General features: G+C 72.1%; 14 protein-coding genes. 7 read left to right on the forward strand and 7 right to left on the reverse strand.

The window, feature by feature from the left end; translation table 11 throughout:
* Nucleotides 1–174 precede the first annotated feature (174 nt).
* Nucleotides 175–1035 carry a diaminopimelate epimerase gene (dapF, locus tag AH6_RS15360; RefSeq protein ID WP_067479904.1) on the reverse strand — a complete coding sequence of 287 codons (861 nt, stop codon included), beginning with the start codon at nt 1033–1035 and terminating at the stop codon, nt 175–177.
* A gap of 17 nt (nt 1036–1052) precedes the next feature.
* A complete protein-coding gene (gene miaA, locus AH6_RS15365) occupies nt 1053–1940 on the reverse strand; it encodes a tRNA (adenosine(37)-N6)-dimethylallyltransferase MiaA (RefSeq protein WP_373861777.1) in 888 nt (295 codons plus the stop codon).
* A gap of 109 nt (nt 1941–2049) precedes the next feature.
* On the opposite strand from miaA, the gene AH6_RS15370 reads away from it, so the two are divergent.
* Nucleotides 2050–2304 carry an antitoxin gene (locus tag AH6_RS15370; protein ID WP_067479905.1) on the forward strand — a complete coding sequence of 85 codons (255 nt, stop codon included), beginning with the start codon at nt 2050–2052 and terminating at the stop codon, nt 2302–2304.
* Here AH6_RS15370 and AH6_RS15375 read toward each other — a convergent pair whose 3' ends face one another.
* Together AH6_RS15375 and miaB are read right to left on the reverse strand one after the other, a co-directional pair.
* The gene (locus tag AH6_RS15375) at nt 2305–3060 is read right to left on the reverse strand and encodes a class III extradiol ring-cleavage dioxygenase family protein (protein WP_067479910.1); all 756 of its coding nucleotides are present in this window, start codon (nt 3058–3060) and stop codon (nt 2305–2307) included.
* A gap of 42 nt (nt 3061–3102) precedes the next feature.
* Nucleotides 3103–4632 carry a tRNA (N6-isopentenyl adenosine(37)-C2)-methylthiotransferase MiaB gene (miaB, locus tag AH6_RS15380; RefSeq protein WP_083982877.1) on the reverse strand — a complete coding sequence of 510 codons (1530 nt, stop codon included), beginning with the start codon at nt 4630–4632 and terminating at the stop codon, nt 3103–3105.
* A 213-nt stretch (nt 4633–4845) separates the two neighbouring features.
* Between miaB and AH6_RS15385 the strand changes: the two genes are divergently transcribed.
* The 6 genes from AH6_RS15385 to AH6_RS15410 all read left to right on the forward strand — a co-directional run bounded on the left by AH6_RS15385 (nt 4846) and on the right by AH6_RS15410 (nt 11518).
* Nucleotides 4846–5652 carry an amino acid ABC transporter ATP-binding protein gene (locus AH6_RS15385; RefSeq protein WP_083982879.1) on the forward strand — a complete coding sequence of 269 codons (807 nt, stop codon included), beginning with the start codon at nt 4846–4848 and terminating at the stop codon, nt 5650–5652.
* A gap of 39 nt (nt 5653–5691) precedes the next feature.
* Nucleotides 5692–6561 (forward strand): glutamate ABC transporter substrate-binding protein, encoded by an 870-nt coding sequence (locus AH6_RS15390; protein ID WP_067479914.1) that lies wholly within the window; start codon nt 5692–5694, stop codon nt 6559–6561.
* A gap of 84 nt (nt 6562–6645) precedes the next feature.
* Nucleotides 6646–7332 carry an amino acid ABC transporter permease gene (locus AH6_RS15395; protein WP_067479915.1) on the forward strand — a complete coding sequence of 229 codons (687 nt, stop codon included), beginning with the start codon at nt 6646–6648 and terminating at the stop codon, nt 7330–7332.
* A complete protein-coding gene (locus AH6_RS15400) occupies nt 7329–8303 on the forward strand; it encodes an amino acid ABC transporter permease (RefSeq protein WP_067479917.1) in 975 nt (324 codons plus the stop codon). Before AH6_RS15395 ends, AH6_RS15400 begins: the two co-directional genes overlap by 4 nt.
* Before the next feature lie 70 nt (nt 8304–8373).
* The gene (locus AH6_RS15405; RefSeq protein ID WP_067479919.1) at nt 8374–9465 is read left to right on the forward strand and encodes an NAD(P)-binding domain-containing protein; all 1092 of its coding nucleotides are present in this window, start codon (nt 8374–8376) and stop codon (nt 9463–9465) included.
* Nucleotides 9466–9553: 88 nt separating this feature from the next.
* Entirely contained in the window at nt 9554–11518 is a 1965-nt protein-coding gene (locus tag AH6_RS15410) for a S9 family peptidase (protein ID WP_067479922.1), read from the forward strand.
* A 55-nt stretch (nt 11519–11573) separates the two neighbouring features.
* Here the strand turns inward: AH6_RS15410 and AH6_RS15415 are convergent, their stop codons facing one another.
* The 3 genes from AH6_RS15415 to AH6_RS45900 all read right to left on the reverse strand — a co-directional run bounded on the left by AH6_RS15415 (nt 11574) and on the right by AH6_RS45900 (nt 16222).
* The gene (locus AH6_RS15415; RefSeq protein WP_083982881.1) at nt 11574–12512 is read right to left on the reverse strand and encodes a trypsin-like serine peptidase; all 939 of its coding nucleotides are present in this window, start codon (nt 12510–12512) and stop codon (nt 11574–11576) included.
* A gap of 148 nt (nt 12513–12660) precedes the next feature.
* A complete protein-coding gene (gene rny, locus AH6_RS15420; RefSeq protein ID WP_067479926.1) occupies nt 12661–14211 on the reverse strand; it encodes a ribonuclease Y in 1551 nt (516 codons plus the stop codon).
* Nucleotides 14212–14599: 388 nt separating this feature from the next.
* Complete coding sequence (locus AH6_RS45900; protein ID WP_157431495.1) at nt 14600–16222, reverse strand: RecX family transcriptional regulator; 1623 nt, start codon at nt 16220–16222, stop codon at nt 14600–14602.
* Nucleotides 16223–16357 lie beyond the last annotated feature (135 nt).

Here is a 16357-nt window from a genome sequence, read left to right on the forward strand (position 1 = left end):
GCGGACGACCGCCCCCCGCCAAGAAGGTGCCGCCCGCCCTCGGGCACCGCGCGCACCGGGGCTCCCATCCCAGTCCGTGCGGGCCTTCCACCAGAGGGTGTGCACGAGGAAACTATGCCGCCGGGGGTCCCGACGGTCAGGGACACCGGTCCCGATCCGACCGGGACCTGTGGGTCAGTTCCTGCTCTGGAGCCAGTCCGGCCGGATCTCGCCCTCGGCGACCAGGACCGCCGGGCCCCTCAGGTGGCTGGTGGTGCCGTCCAGGACGACGGTGAGCCGGCCGCCGAGCACGTCCACGGTCCACTCCCCCGTCGGCAGGCCCGCGTCGGCCGGGCCGCCCGCCTCGGTGATCGCGGCAGCCACCGCCGTCGCGACGGTGCCGGTGCCGCACGAGCGGGTCTCGCCCGAGCCGCGCTCGAACACCCGCATCTCCAGGTGGTGGTCGCCGACCGGGCGGTAGAACTCCACGTTCACACCCTGGGGGAACACCGCCGCGTCGAAGGCGGGCGCGCGGGTGAGGTCAAGGTCGGCCACCGGCCCGTCCACCCGGCAGGCCAGGTGCGGGTTGCCCATGGACACCCGGTGGCCGGTGAAAGCGCCGTCGGCGGTCTCGGCCCCGCCGGTGCCCAGGTAGGCGGGCGGGCCCATGTCCACGCTCACGTCGCCGGTCGCGTCCAGCGTGACCCGGCGCAGCCCGGAGCGGGTGGCCACGTCCCACTCGCCGGGCGCGGCAAGACCCGCGTCCACCAGGTAGCGCGCGAAGACCCGGGTGCCGTTGCCGCACATCTCGGCGATGCTGCCGTCGGCGTTGCGGTAGTCCATGAACCACTCGACGCCCTCGCCCGCGGCCAGGGCCTCGACCGCCGGGTCGCCGGACGCCTTGGCCCGCACCACGCGCAGCACGCCGTCCGCGCCGATCCCGGCGCGCCGGTCGCACAACCGCGCCACCGCCCGGGGCGTCAGGTCCAGCGTGCCGTCCGGGTCCGGCAGGATGACGAAGTCGTTCTCGGTCCCGTGCCCCTTAACAAACCGCATGCTCCGATCGTATTGCCCTAGACCAGGGCGAGCGCCCGCTCCAGCAGGTCGGGGGCGTCGTAGGGCAACCAGCGGACGCGCGGATCGCGCCGGAACCACGACTCCTGCCGCCGGGCGAAGCGGCGGGTGAGCCGGACCGTCTCCTCCTTGGCCTGCTCCTCGGTCCACTCCCCCGCCAGGAACCGCAACACCTGGGCGTAGCCGAGGGCGCGCCCGGCGGTCAGGCCGTCGCGCAGCCCGGCCTTCTCCAGGGCGCGGACCTCGTCCACCAGGCCCGCCTCCCACATGCGTTCGACCCGCAGCGCGATGCGCTCGTCCAGCTCGGGGCGCGGCACGGTCAGGCCGATCTGGACGACCCGGTCGTAGCGGTAGCGGTGCTCGGGGAGCGTGGCGGTGAAGGGGCGGCCGGAGATCTCGATGACCTCCAGCGCGCGCACGATCCGCCGCCCGTTGCTGGGCAGGATCGCCTCGGCCGCCGCCGGGTCCAGGCCGCGCAGCCGCTCGTGCAGCGGGCCCGAGCCGGTCTCGGCGAGCTCGGCCTCCAGCCGCGCCCGCACGGCGGGATCGGTGCCGGGGAACTCCATGTGGTCGAGCGCGGCGCGCACGTACAGGCCGGAGCCGCCGACCAGGACCGGCACCCGGCCCCGGTCCCTGATCTCGGCGAACGCGGCGGCGCTGAGGGCTTGGAACTCGGCGACGCTGGCGGTGACCGAGACGTCCCAGATGTCGATCAGGTGGTGCGGGACGCCGCGCATCTCCGCCGGGGCGAGCTTGGCGGTGCCGATGTCCATGCCCCGGTAGAACTGCATGGAGTCGGCGTTGACCGCCTCGCCGTCCAGCCGCAGCGCCAGGTCCACGGCCAGGTCGGACTTGCCGGCCGCGGTGGGGCCGACGACGGAGATCACGTCAACTGGGGTCACCCGATTGATTCTGGCAACAGAACGGGTATGGATCGGACCGTAGGGGCGTCCGGCCGTTGCCGCGACGCCGCCGCACCGCGGATCGGGGGGTCCCATGTCCATCGTGGACAAGGTCAAGGAAATGCTCGGGCAGAACGCCGACAAGGCCAAGCAGGCCGTGGACAAGGCCGGCGACATGGTCGACCAGCGCACCGGCGGCAAGTACGCCGACAAGGTCGACATGGCCCAGGACCGGGCCCGGCAGTACCTCGACCAGAACGACGCCAAGCGCGGCCGGCAAGGGCAGACGCCACAGCAGCCGCAGGGACGAGGCCAGCAGCCGCCGGAGCAGGCGGGCCCGGCCTCCTGATCAGCCCGTCCTGATCCAGCTCGCCACCAGGTACCCCACGCCGTAGGGGGCCTCGTCGGCCAGCAGCTCGGCGCGGAAGCGGCCGTCACCGGCCGCCCCGGCGAGCACCTGCCACGCCGCCCGCCCGGCCGCCTGGAGCTCGCGGGAGACCTGCGGGTCCAGGGCGGCGAGCGCGGCGGCGTCGGCGTCCTTCAGCGCCCGCGCGACCCCGGCGTCGTGCGGGCCTGCGCGGTCGTCCAGGTAGCCGGGGGCCTTCTCCGAGCGGCACGCCGAACCGTCGCCCATGACCAGCAGCGCGACGCGGTCGCCGGAGGCGGCCAGCTCGCGGCCCAGCTCGGCGCACTCCTCGGGGGCGGCGTCGAACGCGACCGACCGGTAGTCCAGCTTCCCGCCGAGGATCTGGTTCCCCGGGCACTGCCGGTACAGCAGCCACAGGCCGATCGTCAGCGACAGCGGCAGCGGCTCGCCCTCGCCCCAGGCGTCGACGGTGTAGTCCAGCCCGTAGGGCCGCAGGTCCGCCACCGATTCGGCGGGCCAACGCCGCGTCTCCTCGGCCCCGCCGACGATCACGACGCGCAGGTCCTGGTCGCCGCGCGCCTGCGGAGACTCGCAGCGCAGGTCGACCACCGGCGGGTCGAGCCGCCGGACGGCCTCGTCACACGCGGCGCGCAGGCCGTCCAGCTCGGCGGCCGCCGCACCGGCCACCTCGGGCACCAGCAGGGGCGGGTGCGGGCACACCGCGGCCGAGATCAGCAAGCGGGCCTCTCCCTCGGGCTCTTCCTGGGGCGGGTTCTCCGGTCAGGGGCAGGTGGAGCAGCCACTCGCGGCGGCGGGTTGCGCCGCCGGGCGGCCGATCGACGGCATCCCCAGCGACACGCCCTTGGGCTGCGCCTGCCGCGCCTCCCACGCGTCCCCGGCCCGGGTGCGGCGCACCGCTCCGGTCTTGTCGGCGACCAGGTGGTGCGGGGCGGCGTAGGTGACCTCGACGGTCACCACGTCGCCGGGGCGCACCGGCTCGGCCGGGGCCTGGAAGTGCACCAGCCGGTTGTCGGCGGCGCGGCCCGACAGGCGGCGGGTGGCCTCGTCCTTGCGGCCCTCGCCCTCAGCGACCAGCACCTCCAGCGTGCGGCCGACCTGGCTGCGGTTCTCGGTCCAGGAGATCTCCTCCTGGAGGGCGATCAGGCGCTCGTAGCGCTCCTGCACGACCTTCTTGGGGATCTGGCCGTCCATCGTCGCGGCCGGGGTGCCGGGGCGCTTGGAGTACTGGAAGGTGAACGCCGAGGAGAACCGGGCCTCACGCACCACGTGCAGGGTCTGCTCGAAGTCCGCCTCGGTCTCGCCGGGGAAGCCCACGATGATGTCGGTGGTGATCGCCGCGTCCGGGATCACCGCCCGCACCTTCTCGATGATCCCGAGGTAGCGCTCCTGCCGGTAGGAGCGGCGCATCGCCTTCAGCACCGGGTCCGAGCCGGACTGCAACGGCATGTGCAGCGACGGCATCACGTTCGGCGTCTCGGCCATGGCGGCGATCACGTCGTCGGTGAAGTCCTTGGGGTGCGGGGAGGTGAAGCGCACCCGCTCCAGCCCCTCGATCGCGCCGCAGGCCCGCAACAACCCGGCGAAAGCGGACTGGCCGCCCTCGGTCATGGCGCGCACCTCGTCGGGCGCGGCGGCGAGCGCGCCGAAGCCCGAGCCGTAGGCGTTGACGTTCTGGCCCAGCAGCGTGATCTCCACGACGCCGTCGGCGACCAGCGCCTCGATCTCGGCCAGGATCTCGCCGGGGCGGCGGTCGCGCTCCTTGCCGCGCAGCGACGGCACGATGCAGAACGTGCAGGTGTTGTTGCAGCCCACCGAGATCGACACCCAGGCGGCGTAGGGCGACTCGCGGCGCGTCGGCAACGTCGAGGGGAAGGTCACCAGCGACTCTTCGATCTCAACCTGCGCCTCGTGCCGCACGCGCGAGCGCTCCAGCAGGGCGGGCAGCGACCCGATGTTGTGCGTCCCGAAGACCACGTCCACCCAGGGCGCCCGCTTGACGATGGTGTCGCGGTCCTTCTGGGCGAGGCAGCCGCCGACGGCGATCTGCATGCCCGGGTGGCCGTCCTTGACCGGCCGCAGGTGGCCGAGGTTGCCGTACAGGCGGTTGTCGGCGTTCTCCCGGACGGCGCAGGTGTTGAACACCACCACGTCGGGTTCCACGCCCTCGGCGCGCTGGTATCCGGCGTCCTCCAGCAGGCCCGACAGGCGCTCGGAGTCGTGGACGTTCATCTGGCACCCGTAGGTACGGATCTCGTACGTGCGGGGACCGGTCTCAATAGGCGCACTCATGACAGTCCCCAAGGGTACGCGCCGGGGACCGCTCCCGTGCGCGGTCACCAAATGATCACCAGGTGATCACGAAAGGGGCGGCGCGCCCGTCCCGACCAGCGATTCGATCTTCACGGGAGCCCCGTGAACCACGGGCCGACGTGCGGATTCGTGATCGAAACGGAACCGTCGGGTGGCTTGCCGGGAGATGTGGATGACATAAGGTCCGGACCCATGACGGACAGCGGAGGCGGGCCCGAGCTCACCAAGGGCGGTGGCGGGCCCCACGACGACACCCCCGGTGGCGGGCCCCTTGTGGTGCTTGAGAACGTCAACAAGCACTTCGGTGAACTGCACGTTCTGCGGGACATCAACCTGACGGTGCAACGCGGCGAGGTCGTGGTCGTCATCGGCCCGTCGGGCAGCGGCAAGTCCACCCTGTGCCGGTCGATCAACCGGCTGGAGCCGATCGACAGCGGCACCATCCTGGTGGACGGCAAGAAGCTGCCCGAGGAGGGCAAGGACCTGGCGCGGCTGCGCGCCGACGTGGGCATGGTGTTCCAGTCGTTCAACCTGTTCGCCCACAAGACCATCCTCGAGAACGTGATGCTCGGGCCGATCAAGGTCCGCAAGCAGGACAAGGCGGCGTCCGAGCGGCACGCCATGGAGTTGCTGGAGCGGGTCGGCATCGCCAACCAGGCGGGCAAGTACCCCGCGCAGCTGTCGGGCGGCCAGCAGCAGCGCGTGGCCATCGCCCGCTCGCTCGCGATGAAGCCCAAGGTCATGCTGTTCGACGAGCCCACCTCGGCGCTCGACCCCGAGATGATCAACGAGGTCCTGGACGTCATGACCTCGCTGGCCCGGGACGGCATGACGATGATCGTGGTCACCCACGAGATGGGGTTCGCCCGCAAGGCGGCCCAGAAGGTCGTGTTCATGGCCGACGGCCAGATCGTCGAGTCCAACACGCCCGAGGAGTTCTTCACCAACGCGCGAACCGACCGCGCCCGGGACTTCCTCTCCAAGATCCTCACGCACTGAGCCGCGGGGCTCCGGCAGGAAAGCAAAGGATAGCCAGACATGCGAGTACGTCAGTTCCTGGCCGCCGCGGCCGCGGCCTCCCTCGCCCTCGGGCTCACCGCCTGTGGCAGCGACACCGAGAAGAAGGAGGCCGACTCCAAGGGCATCGTGGACAAGGCCAAGTCCGACAAGAAGCTGGTCGTGGGCGTCAAGTACGAGCAGCCCGCGCTCGGCCTCAAGAAGCCCGACGGCACCCTTGAGGGCTTCGACGTCGACGTGGCCAAGTACATCGCCGGCAAGCTCGGCGTGCCCGAGAGCGGCGTGGAGTTCAAGGAGGCCCGGTCGGAGAACCGCGAGTCCTTCCTGCAGACCGGCCAGGTGGACCTGGTGATCGCCACCTACTCGATCACCGACTCCCGCAAGCCCAAGGTGACCTTCGGCGGCCCGTACTACGTGGCCCACCAGGACACCATGGTCAAGGCCGACAACACCAGCATCAAGAAGGCCGCCGACCTCAAGGGCAAGAAGATCTGCAAGGCGACCGGCTCCAACTCCTGGCGCCGCGTCACCGACCCGGCCCCCGACGGCAAGCTGGACCTGGACGCCACCACCGTGGACGCCACCGGCTACGCCGACTGCACCGCCAAGCTCAAGGCCGGCGCGCTGGACGCGGTGTCCACCGACGACCTGATCCTGGCCGGCTTCGCCGCGCAGCAGAAGGGCCAGTTCAAGGTCATCAACGACCCCTTCACCGACGAGAAGTACGGCGTCGGCATCAAGAAGGGCGACACCGCCGGCTGCGAGGCCGTCAACAAGGCCATCACCGAGATGTACTCCGACGGCACCGCCAAGACGCTGCTGGAGAAGCACTTCACCGGTGCCGGCCTGAAGCTGGAGACCAAGGTCCCCACCTTCGAGGGCTGCGCCTGACCCGCACGACGCCACTGACGGCCTGAGCCGCGCCGGTGCCCCCGCTCGGGGGGCACCGGCGCGGATCCTTACGGGTGGAAGCTGATGGACCAACTCTTCAACTTCACCGAGGTCTTCGACAACCTCGACAAGATCCTGACCGGGTTCTGGGCGACGATCCGCCTGGCCGTGGTCTGCATGATCCTCTCCATGATCGTCGGCACCGTGCTGGCGGTCTTCCGGGTCTCTCCCACGCCGGTGCTGCGCGGGGTCGGCACCTTCCTGGTGAACGTGCTGCGCAACACGCCGCTGACGCTGATCGCGGTGCTGTGCGTGTCCGGGCTCAGCGACGTGCTGGCGCTGCGGTTCTCCGACGCCCCCTCGGTGAACGGCTTCTGGTGGGCGACCACCGCGCTGTCGATCTACACCGGGGCCTTCGTCTGCGAGGCGCTGCGCTCGGGCATCAACACCGTGCCGCTGGGCCAGGCCGAGGCCGCGCGCTCGATCGGCCTGACCTCCGGGCAGTCGCTGCGGATGATCATCCTGCCGCAGGCGTTCCGCTCGGTGATCGGCCCGCTGGGCAGCGTGCTGATCGCCATGTTCAAGAACACCGCGATCGTCGGCGCGGTGGCCTACGCCGTGGAGGCGGCGGCCACGATGAAGCTGATGTTCTTCGACCTGGGCGCCTCGCTGCCGATCTTCATCGGGTTCGCGGTGGGCTACCTGATCCTCATCCTGCCGACGGGGTACTTCTTCGGCTGGCTGGCCAAGCGGATGGCGGTGGCGCGATGAGCCAGGCGAACGTCCTGTTCGACGCCCCCGGCCCCCGGGCCCGGCGGCGCCACCTGATCCTGACGGTCATCGCGGCCGTGCTGCTGGCGGTGGTCCTGGCCCTGATGGGCAAGGGCCTGTACGACAAGGGCCAGTTCGAGGGCAAGCTCTGGAAGCCCCTGAGCGAGCCGGAGGTGTGGACCGGCTACTTCCTCAAGGGCCTGGTCAACACCCTCAAGACCGCGGCGGTCTCGTCGGTGCTGGCGCTGCTGTTCGGCGTCGTGTTCGGCCTCGGGCGGCTGTCGGACCACGCCTGGGTGCGCGGTCCGGCGGGCGTGGTGGTGGAGTTCTTCCGCGCCATGCCGCTGCTGATCCTGATCTACCTGGCGTTCTTCCTGCCGCCGTCGATCAGCCCGATCATCGCCGACGGGCCGCTGGGCAACTTCCAGCGCATCATGGTGGAGACGGTCGGCGCCCCGTTCGGTGTGGAGATCAACGCCGGCAACATCCAGGTGCCGACCTTCGCGGCGCTGGTGTTCGGCCTGACGCTCTACAACGGCTCGGTGCTGGCCGAGGTCATCCGGGCCGGGGTGTTGTCGATCCCGCGCGGCCAGGCCGAGGCGGCCTACTCGATCGGCATGCGCAAGAACGCCGTCATGCGGCTGATCCTGCTGCCGCAGGCGGTCACGGTCATGATGCCGGCGATCATCAGCCAGCTCGTGGTGCTGCTCAAGGACACCGCGCTCGGCTACATCATCGCCTTCGAGGACCTGACCAACTACGGCGTCAAGATCGAGCCGGCGAACTACTACAACCTGCTGCAGGCCGCGGTCGTCTGCGCGTTGATCTACATCGCGATCAACATGGCGCTGGGCTGGCTGGCCACCTGGCTGGAGCGGCGCGGCCGGCGCAGCAAGAAGTCCGCGGCGGCGCCGATGAGCGCCGAGCGGACCAACCTGCCGGACGCGGGCATGGGGGCCGGCGGCGTCTGACCGTCCCGTTCCTCCTCTCGTGAAGGGCCCCGCCGGGAATCCGGCGGGGCCCTTCCCTGTTCTCGCGGACGTGACCTACGACGTGGACGTGGCGGTGATCGGGGCCGGGCAGGCGGGGCTGTCGGCCGGGTACTTCCTGCGGCGCTCGGGGCTGGACTTCGTGATGTTCGACCACGCGCCGCGGCCGGGCGGGGCCTGGCAGCACCGGTGGCCGACGCTGACGCTCGGCAGGGCGCACAACATCCACGACCTGCCCGGCATGGCACTGGGCGAGCACGAGCCGTGGCGGCCCGCCTCGGAGGTCGTGTCGGAATACTTCGCCCGGTACGAGGCGGCGTTCGGCCTGGACGTGCGGCGGCCCGTGGAGGTGTCGCGGGTGTCGGACCGCGCGGACGGGCGGCTGCTGGTCGAGACCTCCGGCGGCCAGTACGCGGCGCGCGCCCTCATCAACGCCACCGGGACGTGGGACCGGCCGTTCTGGCCGTACTACCCGGGCATGGAGACCTTCCGGGGACGGCATCTGCACACCGCGAACTACCGGGGGCCGCAGGAGTTCGCCGGGAAGCGGGTCGTGGTCGTCGGGGGCGGGGCGTCGGCCGTCCAGGCGCTGCTGGAGATCGCTGAGGTGGCTGCTGCGACCACGTGGGTGACCAGGCGCCCTCCGGTGTGGCGGGAAGGGCCCTTTGACCAGGAGCGGGGCCGTGAGGCCGTCGCGCGCGTGGAGGAGCGGGTGCGGCGCGGGCTGCCGCCCGCCAGCGTCGTCAGCGCGACCGGCCTGCTGCTCACCGACGAGGTGCGGGCGGCGCGCGAGAGCGGCGTGTTGCGGCGGCTGCCGGTGTTCGCGCGGGTGAACCCCGGCGGCGTCGAGTGGGCCGACGGGAGCGCCGTCGAGGCCGACGTGATCCTGTGGGCGACCGGCTTCCGCGCCGCGCTGGACCACCTCGCGCCGCTGCGGCTGCGGGGGCCGGGCGGCGGGATCGTGATGGACGGCACGCGGGTCGCCGCCGACCCGCGCATCCATTTGCTGGGTTACGGGCCGTCCGCCAGCACGATCGGGGCGAACCGGGCAGGACGTGGCGCCGTGCGGGCCGTGGCCCGGCTGCTGACCGGGCCCGGAACCGCCGGGAACGGACCAAGAGAGAAGATCGTCACCGCCGTCTGAGATCTTCCCGGTGAGCGGCTTGTATCTTTCCGAAGTCAACTGTCCCGTCATGGCCCCAACCGCTCCGCACATGCGGGACCATTCGGTTATGACCGCTCGCGCGACCCTCCCCTACGGCTCCTGGCCTTCCCCGATCTCCGCCGCCGACGTCGCCCGCGCCCGGCTGCGCCTCAGCTTCCCCACCGTGGCCGGCGGCGACGTGTGGTGGCAGGAGACGCGGCCCGAGGAGGGCGGGCGGACCACGATCGTCCATCTGGCGGGCGGGCGCCGCACCGAGCTGCTCCAGGCACCCTGGGACGCCCGCACGCGCGTGCACGAGTACGGCGGCCGCTCCTACCTGCCGGTCCCGGCCGGGGACGGGCACTCGATCGTGTTCTCCAACTACGAGGACCAGCGGCTGCACCTGCTGGAGGCGGGCGACCCCAAGCCGCGCCCGCTGACCCCCGAGCCGGCCGTGCCCGGCGGCCTGCGCTACGCCGACTACGTCCTGTCGCCCGACGGCGCGGAGGTCTGGTGCGTCTGCGAGGGGCACACCCCCGACGGCATCCGGCGCGCGATCGTGGCCGTCCCGCTGGACGGCTCGGCCGCCGAGGACGCCTCGGCGATCCGCGAACTGGTGACCGGCGCGCACTTCTACGCCTCCCCCGCGCCCTCGCCCGGCGGCGGGCACCTGGCGTGGGTGCAGTGGAGCCACCCGCGGATGCCGTGGGACGGCACCGAGGTCCGGGTCGCGGTCATCGAGGACGGCGTCGCCACCGCGCCGCGCACCGTCAAGGGCGGGCTCACCGAGTCGGCGCTCGCCCCGCTGTGGGCGGGCGAGGAGACGCTGTACGTGATCTCCGACTGGCCGGGCTGGTGGAACATCTACCAGGTGGGCCTGCACGGGGAGTCGGCGCAGGCGCTGTACCCGGCCGAGGAGGAGTTCGCCGGGCCGCTGTGGCAGCTCGGCGGCATGCCGTACGCGCTGCTGGGCGACGGGCGGCTCGCCGTCCTGCACGGCGAGGGCGACCAGCGGCTGGGCGTCTACGACCCCGACACCCTCGACCTGGTCGACCTGGAGGTCCCCTACGACCACTGGCAGCCCGCGCTGTCGGCCGACGGCACCACCATCGTCGGCATCGGCGGCGGCGCGGACGTCCCGCCGTCGGTGGTGCGGATCGAGACCACCACCGGCCGCGTGGAGGGGCTGCGCCGCGAGCTGCCCGAGCTGCCCGACGTCGCCTACCTGCCCAAGCCGCGCACCGAGCGGCTGGAGGGGCCCTTCGGGCGGCCGGTGCACGCCTACGTGTTCCCGCCCGCCAACCCCGAGGCCGCCGGGCCCGAGGGCGAGCTGCCCCCGTACGTGGTGTTCGTGCACGGCGGGCCGACCGGCCGCGTCTCCACCGTGCTCGACCTGGAGCGCGCCTACTTCACCAGCCGCGGCATCGGCGTGATCGACGTCAACTACGGCGGGTCGGCCGGGTACGGGCGCGCCTACCGCGAGCGGCTGCGCCGCCAGTGGGGCGTGGTGGACGTCGAGGACGCGGTCGCGGCGGCGCAGGCGCTGGTGGACGGCGGGATCGCCGACCCGGAGCGGCTGGCGATCCGGGGCGGCAGCGCGGGCGGCTGGACGACGCTGGCGGCCGTCACCCAGACCGAGGTGTTCAAGGCCGCGACCTCCTACTTCGGCATCAGCGACCTGCAGAGCTTCGCCGAGGCCACGCACGACTTCGAGTCGCACTACCTGTTCAGCCTGATCGGGCCGCTGCCGGGGTTCGAGCGCGCCTACGAGGAGCGCTCGCCGCTGGGCCGCGCCGACAGGACGGCGTGCCCGGTGCTGCTGCTCCAGGGTTTGGACGACCCGGTGGTGCCGCCGGACCAGTCCGAGCGGTTCGCGGTGGCGCTGGCGGCCAAGAAGATGCCCTACGCGTACCTGACGTTCGAGGGCGAGGCGCACGGGTTCCGGCGCGCCGAGACCGTCGTCACGTGCCTGGAGTCGGAGCTGGCCTTCTACGGGCAGACGCTGGGCTTCGAGCCACGCGGGGTGTCCCCGATCGACCTGACGGTGGGCTGAGCCGACATTGGCGGCGAGACCACGGAGCTTCCGCGGTCTCGCCCGCTGAACGGGGTCAGGCGCGCTTGTCGGCGGCCGTGCGCAGGTTGTGCACGTCGTTGTCGAAGTAGGGCGAGTACGAGGTGTAGTGCACGTTGCCGCCGCCCTGGTAGCCGCCGATGACACCGCTGATGTAGCCGGTGTGGCTGCGGGTGCTGTAGTTCAGCAACCAGGGGCTGCCGCTGGTGCCGCCATAGAAGCCCGCGCAGTCCATGCGGATCTGGAACCGGGCCTGGCGGCGGGTCTTGACGCGGCAGTAGATGGGGCGGTCGCGGCGGTCGTGCACGATGCGCGGGTATCCGGCGACGTTGACCCACTTGCCGGTGCCCTGGTTGAGGCCGAGCCGGTTGGCGCCGACGACGTTCTGGACGTTGCGGCCGTTGCGCGGGTTGAGGGCGATGTAACCGAAGTCCAGGTCGGGGTCGCTCTTGGTCTGCCAGTTGCGGTAGACGGTGAGCGAGCGGGCCGTCCAGGTGCCGTAGGGCCGCCTCCCCCGGTCGTACTTCGGCACGAACGCGACGTTGCGCACGTAGCCCTTGCCCTTCCCCCCGTGGATGCAGTGGGCGGCGGTGAGCAGCAGCCTGCGGGAGTAGCTGTGCACCACCGAGGCGGTGCAGTAGTGGTCGCCCGCGCCGTTGTTGAAGAACAGCGCGCCGATGCTGGGGACGCCGCCGAACGCGGTGGCGCGGGGCACGCCCTTGGGCACGGCGGCGCTGGCCCCGATCTGCGGCTGCTCACCGCGCCCGCCGACGGGCGTGGCGGCGGCCATGCGGCGGTCGGTCCAGTAGCGCTCGGTCTGCCCGGCGTCGGCGGCGCTGATCTGCTCGGAAGCGGACACCTGGGCGGCGGCGCGCGCCTCGGGACCGTCGTCCAGCAGGAGAACCGCGGCCCCCGTCCCCGCGGCCGCCGTGGCCGTCACGACCGCGACGGTCAACCCCACCCGTGTTCTACGCATTCGCCAGAAACTACCGACTCCGCCCGCCCCTCACAACGCGAATGATCAAACTGCCGCCCGCGCCAGCCTGGGCTGACACCATGACCTCGGCAACAGAAGCCGGCGGCTACCGCGGCGGGCCGCGAGCCCGCGGCCGGAGCCGCGCGGATCAACGGGCGAACTCGGTGGCCCGGGACTCGCGGACGACGGTCACGCGGATCTGCCCGGGGTAGGTCAGCTCGTCCTCGACCTGCTTGGCGATGTCGCGCGCGATCACCTGGGCCTGGACGTCGTCCACCGAGTCGGGCTTGACCATCACGCGGATCTCGCGCCCGGCCTGCATCGCGAAGACCTTCTCCACACCCTCGTGCTTGTCGCGGGCGATCTGCTCCAGCCGCTCCAGGCGCTTGACGTAGGCCTCCAGCGACTCGCGGCGCGCGCCGGGGCGGCTGCCGCTGATGGCGTCGGCGGCCTGGGTCAGCACGGCCTCGACGGTGCGCACCTCGACCTCGTTGTGGTGGGCCTCGATGGCGTGCACCACGTCGTCGTTCTCGCCGTACCGCTTGGCGACCTCCGCGCCGATGAGCGCGTGGCTGCCCTCCACCTCGTGGGTGAGCGCCTTGCCGATGTCGTGCAGCAGAGTGCAACGTTTGGCCAGCTCGACCGGCAGCCCCAGCTCGCTCGCCATGATCCCGGCCAGGTGCGCCGACTCGATCAGGTGCTTGAGCACGTTCTGCCCGTAGGAGGTCCGGTAGCGCAGCCGGCCGAGCAGCGCGATCAGTTCCGGATGCATGTCGGTGACGCCGACCTCGACCAGGGCGTCCTCCCCCGCGCGCACGCAGAGCTGCTCCACGTCGCGCCTGCTGCGCTCGTAGACCTCCTCGATGCGCTGCGGGTGGATGCGGCCGTCGAGCACCAGCTTCTCCAGCGTCAGCCGGCCGACCTCCCGACGGACCGGGTCGAAACAGCTCAGCAGCACCGCCTCGGGGGTGTCGTCGATGATCAGGTTGACGCCGGTGGTGGTCTCGAAGGCACGGATGTTGCGGCCCTCGCGGCCGATGATGCGCCCCTTCATCTCGTCGCTGGGCAGGTGCAGCACCGACACCACCGACTCGGCGGTCTGCTCGCTGGCCACCCGCTGGATCGCCAGCGTCACGATCTTGCGGGCACGCTTGTCGCCCTCGGCCCGCGCGGCGTTCTCGATCTCCCGGGTGAGCGGGATGGCCTCGCGCTTGGCCTGGTTCTCGATGGCGGCGACCAGCTCGCCCTTGGCCTCCTCGGCGGTGAGCCCGGCGGCCCGCTCCAGCACCCGCCGCCGCTCCTCCTCGACGCGGCCGAGCTCGGCCCTGCGCTGCTCCAGGCCCCGCTTGGTGTCGGCGAGCCGGCCGGACCACTCCTCCAGCCGGCGCACCTCGCCGTCCAGGCGCTGCTCGCGCTCGGCGAGCCGGGCCTCGCGGCGCTCCAGGTCCTCGCGCAGGGTCCGCGACTCCTCGCGGACGGCGCGGGCCTCCGCCTCGGCCTCGGCGCGGCCGGCGTCCACGATCTCCTGGGCCTGGACCCGCGCCTTCTCCAGCGTCCGCGCGACGTCGGCCTCGGCCTTCGCCAGCGCCGCCGCGGCCTCGTCGTGCTCCCGCCGCCGCCCGGTCCGGGACCGCCATCCGAGGACCGCCAACGCGACCAGGGCCACCAGCAGCGCCACGCTCAACAGGACGCTCACCATGGGGCAGACCCTTCCTCGCCGACGGACCCCTCCGAATCCAGAGCCCTGCAACGCGAGGGATCACCCGCGCCCCACCGGGTACGCGCCATCACCCGGACGCCGTGCCGGCGCCGGGCCCGTCAGGCCAGGACAGCGTTCGCTATGCCTCTCAGCTGCTAGAACGTGTTCGGTCGTATGGCGAATCCGCAGTGCGCGGAGTAACTCCTCACTGCCGTAACGGTAAGCGGCACGGAGGTAATGAGCAAGCAAACGATGGCCATTCCGGACTAACCGAACGCCGGGGTGCGGAGTCCCTTACCCGCACCCACCCGGCACCACCTGCCCCGTCACCTGTCAACCGGTGGTCAGCGCCCGTCAGGGCACCCCTGACCCGCCGGTGTGTCGTGCCTCACTCCGGCGGCCAGTCCCCGTCGGGGACCTCCGACCCCTCCGCCTCCAGAGCCTCCCTGACCACCCGATAGGCGAGTCCCGACGGGTAGCCCTTGCGCGCGAGCATGCCGACGAGCCGCCGCGTCCGCTTGACCGGCTCGACGTTTCGGGTGGACCGCAACTTCCGCTCCACCAACTCGCGGGCGCGCGTCTCCTCCTGCTCGCCGTCGAGGGCCTCCACGGCCTCGCTGACGGTCTCGTGGTCGACGCCCCGCTGCCGCAACTCGGCGGCCAGCGCCCGCCGGGCCAGCCCACGCCCGGCGTGCCGCGACCGGACCCACGCCTGCGCGAACGCCTCGTCGTCGATGAGCCCGACGTCGGTGAAGCGGCTGAGCACACGCTCGGCGACGTCGTCGGGGATCTCCTTGCGCCGCAAGGCGTCGGCGAGCTGGGCGCGCGTCCGGGGCGTACCGGTCAGCAACCGCAGGCAGATGTCCCGGGCACGGGCCTCGGGATCAGCAGGCGCACCACCGCGCTCTTCCCCGCTACGCCCGCGCTTCCTGTGCCCACCGGCCTCGCCACCGCTGCCACCAGCCTCCCCGTCGGCGAAAGAAGCACCAGCGCCACCCTCCTCATGCGGAAGACGCTTACGCCCACCACGCCGTCGCGAGGCCGGACGTTCCTCCTCACCCAAGCCCTCGAAAGGCCCGCCGGAGGCACCCCACTCCTGCCCGGCCCCACCCCGACGCCCGCGCGACCGCCCCTTGCTCCGTTCCGCAACGTCAGAGTCCTCACCCGTCCCACCAACGACGGCCTGCCCGTCGCTCCCGGCCGGACCACGCGCGACACGCTCATCCGCCTCCCCAGGACTCCCCTTCGAGGAAGGTTCCGTCTCACCCCCCGCTCCAGGAGCGGCAAGAGCGGAGCCAAATACGAGCCCCCCGATTCCAGTACCCGACGGCTGCGACTGCGGCTGTGCCTTCCCGGCCTCACCAGCGGCACTGGGCTTGCCTCGGCCCACCTGCTTCGCCGGAGACGCCGACGCACCACGCCCTCGCGCCCCCGCGCCCGCCGAGGCCGCCTGCTCATCCGGCTGGCCTAGCCCAGCCTTCGCGTCCGGCTGATCCAGCACGGCTTTCGCCTCTGGCCGAGCCCGCGTTTTCTCCCCGTCCGACTGGATCGGCGTGGCGCCCTTGCTCGACTTCACAGAAGCAGAGCGTCGCGAGGGCTTGCCGGCCGGTGCGGCACTGTCAGAGGGAGCAATCTCTTCGGAAGGCGCGACAGGCACCGCTGCCTGATCCGTCCAGGGGTTGGCCGCTCTCTTCGCCGGAGCCGCCGCCCCAGAAGGGGCGGCCGCGCCTACGGAACCGTCGCCCGGCTCACCCGTCCAGGGGTTGACCTGGCGCTCCTGCCAGGGTGTCTTCGTGTTCGCGGGCTCCGGCGGGACGTACCAGGGCTGAGGCGTGGCGGGGCGCTTGGCGAGATGGGCGAACGGGCCGTCGTCGGCCGGTCGCCAGTCATCGGCGGGCCGCTCTTCCGGCGTCGCCGTTTCCTCTGGATCCACGGACGGGTCCTCCTCACCGAAGACGTTTCGCGCACGCTGCCCGGCCCGCCGACGTCGCACGCCCCTGCGGTGCGACATGCAGGCCAGCGGCCGGGCGTGACGCGCTCCGAACACGCTCGACTCGTTCCGGACGCGCTGACGCGCTCCGGACGAGCTCGCACGGCGCCGAGATCGGCCGCAAAGACCTCAGCCGCCGCGCGAGTGCCTAACTGG

Origin of the sequence: Actinomadura hibisca NBRC 15177, assembly GCF_001552635.1 — a bacterium.
Classification (GTDB): Bacteria; Actinomycetota; Actinomycetes; order Streptosporangiales; family Streptosporangiaceae; genus Spirillospora; species Spirillospora hibisca.

Excerpts from the sequence above, each read along its gene's own strand:
- dapF (WP_067479904.1), bottom strand. The coding sequence starts at position 1,035 with ATGCGGTTTGTTAAGGGGCACGGGACCGAGAACGACTTCGTCATCCTG.
- AH6_RS15370 (WP_067479905.1), top strand. The coding sequence starts at position 2,050 with ATGTCCATCGTGGACAAGGTCAAGGAAATGCTCGGGCAGAACGCCGAC.
- miaB (WP_083982877.1), bottom strand. The coding sequence starts at position 4,632 with ATGAGTGCGCCTATTGAGACCGGTCCCCGCACGTACGAGATCCGTACC.
- AH6_RS15385 (WP_083982879.1), top strand. The coding sequence starts at position 4,846 with ATGACGGACAGCGGAGGCGGGCCCGAGCTCACCAAGGGCGGTGGCGGG.
- AH6_RS15390 (WP_067479914.1), top strand. The coding sequence starts at position 5,692 with ATGCGAGTACGTCAGTTCCTGGCCGCCGCGGCCGCGGCCTCCCTCGCC.
- AH6_RS15395 (WP_067479915.1), top strand. The coding sequence starts at position 6,646 with ATGGACCAACTCTTCAACTTCACCGAGGTCTTCGACAACCTCGACAAG.
- AH6_RS15400 (WP_067479917.1), top strand. The coding sequence starts at position 7,329 with ATGAGCCAGGCGAACGTCCTGTTCGACGCCCCCGGCCCCCGGGCCCGG.
- AH6_RS15410 (WP_067479922.1), top strand. The coding sequence starts at position 9,554 with ATGACCGCTCGCGCGACCCTCCCCTACGGCTCCTGGCCTTCCCCGATC.
- AH6_RS15415 (WP_083982881.1), bottom strand. The coding sequence starts at position 12,512 with ATGCGTAGAACACGGGTGGGGTTGACCGTCGCGGTCGTGACGGCCACG.
- rny (WP_067479926.1), bottom strand. The coding sequence starts at position 14,211 with ATGGTGAGCGTCCTGTTGAGCGTGGCGCTGCTGGTGGCCCTGGTCGCG.
- AH6_RS45900 (WP_157431495.1), bottom strand. The coding sequence starts at position 16,222 with ATGTCGCACCGCAGGGGCGTGCGACGTCGGCGGGCCGGGCAGCGTGCG.